The organism is Kaarinaea lacus, from assembly GCF_975902315.1.
Map to the genome: position 1 here is coordinate 1 of NZ_CDLKIE010000354.1, position 3071 is coordinate 3071.

The following is a 3071-nucleotide window of genomic DNA, read 5'->3' on the forward strand; positions in this document are numbered from 1 at the left end:
ACACAGCATAAATTATTAGTCATTGCACCACGTCACCCCAAGCGCAGTAACAGCATCATTAAGCAACTTAACTCCCTGTCAGTTAAATTAGCCGTGCGTAGCCGCAACGATAGCATTCATGATGATACACAGGTTTATCTCGCTGACACCCTGGGCGAACTTACCGGGTTTATGGCAAGCGCCGAGCTCATTATCATGGGAGGGTCATTTGTACCCATTGGCGGTCATAACATCCTGGAGCCCGCCATGTTAGGCAAAGCCATGTTATTTGGGCCCTATATGCATAATTTTGTTGAAGAGACGGAAGGCTTATTGGAACAACAAGCCGCAATACAGGTTGATGACTATCAACACTTACAAAATAAACTTGCTGATCTACTACAGGACGATACCCGAAAACAGGTATTGGGAGAACGGGCCAGGCAATTCATGCAACACAACAGCGATATACTGGAAAAATATATTGCTGAGGTCCAGTCCTGCTGTCAGCTACCAGACGAATAAGCCTGCAATAGCGCACCCCAGTGGTGTAAGGCAAATTGAAATTGGTCCTGGTTTTGCTGTTTAAGTTTTTGCAGAGAGCGCTGCAACCGGTCAATATTGGCCTGTTGCCAGGCAGGTGAAGGCCTGCGTAGCGCTCCTTTATCAAAATCTATCAGATAAAATCGCTCACTCTCATCAATTAAAATATTGTGCGCATTAAGATCTGCATGATAAATACCCCGTTGATGAAACTGTCGAATGGTTTTACCCAGGCACCGCCACAAATCATCACTCAGCTCACCTTTACCCAGCACCGTTGCCAGTGAATGTGCCGCTGGAATCTGTTGCGTAATAATATCTGCGGTATAAAAGAAACCACTGCGCTTTACATGCGCTGCCACCGGATGTGGTACCGGTAATTGTTCTTCACACATTAACTGCAATAAAAGCCATTCCCGCCATGCCCGAGTCTGATCGAGACCCGACCAGTAATACCTGTCTTCGGTAACGCGGGCGACCAGACCACCGCGTCGATAATGCCGCAGCACGCAATCCAGCTTACCGGCAATTGAAATGAAATGGGTCGTACCACGCCCCTGCGCCTGTCCCCGTAAGGCACCCTGCTGTTGATAATAGCCAACATCGAAATCAGGACAGCCCACTTGATCAAGCATATCTCGATCATAAAGAAAATAATCCTGATTTTGTTGTGATCGTGCTGGTTTCACCGCTTATCTCGAATATAATACGCAGGTACTTTTATGAAAGCCTGACCATTTTGACAGACATCTTCGAATGAGTCACGCCGAAGCAAAATGTGGCAATTATTGTGCTAGAATAACAGGCCTTATTTGGTGTTGTATGGTGTTGTAGCTGTTAATGCAAACGCACAAATTGAATACAGCGACTCGAACACATTCGCTCGAACAAATCCCAGGCAAAGATAAATTGCCAACTTCCGTTGATCAAAGGACGACGCAATGCATATTAGAAAGAGAATATTAGTCACCGGGGGTGCCGGATTTCTCGGTTCCCATCTCTGCGAGCGCCTGCTCAATGAAGGTCATGATGTCATCTGCCTGGATAATTTTTTTACTGGCACCAAGGACAATGTATCCCACTTGCTGGACAACCCTTATTTCGAACTACTGCGCCACGATGTGACATTTCCCCTGTATGTGGAAGTCGATGAGATCTACAACCTGGCTTGCCCAGCGTCACCCATTCATTACCAGCATGATCCGGTGCAAACCACCAAAACCAGCGTGCATGGTGCCATTAATATGCTGGGATTGGCCAAGCGTACCCGTGCCAAAATTTTTCAGGCTTCCACCAGTGAAGTTTATGGTGATCCACAAATTCACCCGCAGACCGAGGACTACTGGGGACATGTTAATCCCATTGGTTTTCGTTCCTGTTATGATGAAGGTAAGCGTTGCGCGGAAACCCTGTTCTTTGATTATCACCGCCAGCACAACTTAAGAATAAAAGTCGCAAGAATTTTTAATACTTACGGACCTCGCATGCACCCCAATGATGGGCGCGTTGTTTCCAACTTTATTGTTCAGGCATTAAAGGGGGATGATATCACCATCTATGGTGACGGCAGTCAGACTCGTTCCTTTTGTTATGTCGACAATCTTGTCGAAGCATTTATTCGTTTAATGAACAGCCGTGATGAATTTACCGGTCCGGTGAATACCGGAAATCCCAATGAGTTTACAATTAAGGAGTTGGCCGAGAAAGTGGTGGACATGACAGGCGCCAAGTCGAAAATCGTCTACAAACCGCTGCCGTTTGATGATCCAAAACAGCGTCAGCCCGATATCAGTCTCGCCAAACGTGAACTGGACTGGGAGCCTGATATTCCTTTGGAAGAAGGCCTGATAAAAACCATTGCCTATTTTGATGATTTCCTGAAAAAGTAACGAACGACGCTAGGGGGCGCGGCTTGACCATAGCAAGCCAGGTGATCGCACAGTTATAAAATCAAATGTCATTACCCTTTCAAGATGCTCCAAAATCCCTGTGCATACTGCGACTCTCCGCCGTTGGGGATATCTGCCATACCTTGCCGGTTGTACGCACCATTCAGGCCCATTGGCCACAAACCCAGATTACCTGGATTATTGGCAAGCTGGAAGCCAGCCTGGTCAGCGACATCCCCAATATTGAGTTTATTGAGTTTGATAAATCGCGCGGTATAAAAGCCTATCTGGACGTCCGACAGGCGTTGCGTGGAAGATACTTCGATGCCCTGTTGCATATGCAAATGTCGTTGCGTTCCAGTGTTGTTAACCGCCTGGTTAATACAAACATTCGTATCGGATTTGATCGAGCCCGCGCCAAGGATCTGCAATGGTTATTCAATAATGCCCGTATACCGGCGCACCAGCAGCAACACGTCATGGATAGTTTTTTCGGTTTTACCAAAGCGCTCGGCATCGAGGAGAAAAAACTCGTCTGGGACATCCCCATTCCCAAGCCTGATAAACAGCAGGCAAAGGCCTTGTTACCGGGAAAGCAGCCGACGTTAGTTATTAGTCCCTGCTCCAGCATGTCGTACCGTAACTGGCATAGCGACGGAT

At 47.2% G+C, this 3071-nt stretch carries 4 protein-coding genes; 3 read left to right on the forward strand and 1 reads right to left on the reverse strand.

Going from position 1 to position 3071, the window contains the following annotated elements; translation table 11 throughout:
- Positions 1 to 504: 3-deoxy-D-manno-octulosonic acid transferase (locus tag ACWVCM_RS11475; protein ID WP_455201894.1), on the forward strand; the 504-nt coding region annotated here is incomplete at its 5' end.
- Here the strand turns inward: ACWVCM_RS11475 and ACWVCM_RS11480 are convergent.
- Complete coding sequence (locus ACWVCM_RS11480) at positions 486 to 1211, reverse strand: 3-deoxy-D-manno-octulosonic acid kinase (protein WP_455201895.1); 726 nt, start codon at positions 1209 to 1211, stop codon at positions 486 to 488. The genes ACWVCM_RS11475 and ACWVCM_RS11480 overlap by 19 nt on opposite strands.
- A 252-nt stretch (positions 1212 to 1463) precedes the next feature.
- Between ACWVCM_RS11480 and ACWVCM_RS11485 the strand changes: the two genes are divergently transcribed.
- Together ACWVCM_RS11485 and ACWVCM_RS11490 are read left to right on the forward strand one after the other, a co-directional pair.
- Positions 1464 to 2411 carry a UDP-glucuronic acid decarboxylase family protein gene (locus ACWVCM_RS11485; RefSeq protein ID WP_455201896.1) on the forward strand — a complete coding sequence of 316 codons (948 nt, stop codon included), beginning with the start codon at positions 1464 to 1466 and terminating at the stop codon, positions 2409 to 2411.
- Positions 2412 to 2476: 65 nt separating this feature from the next.
- Positions 2477 to 3071 (forward strand): glycosyltransferase family 9 protein (locus tag ACWVCM_RS11490; protein WP_455201897.1); only part of this gene is annotated, 595 nt, incomplete at its 3' end.

Bases quoted from the DNA above. Each gene is read 5' to 3' on its own strand.
- ACWVCM_RS11485 (WP_455201896.1), top strand. From the start codon at position 1,464: ATGCATATTAGAAAGAGAATATTAGTCACCGGGGGTGCCGGATTTCTC.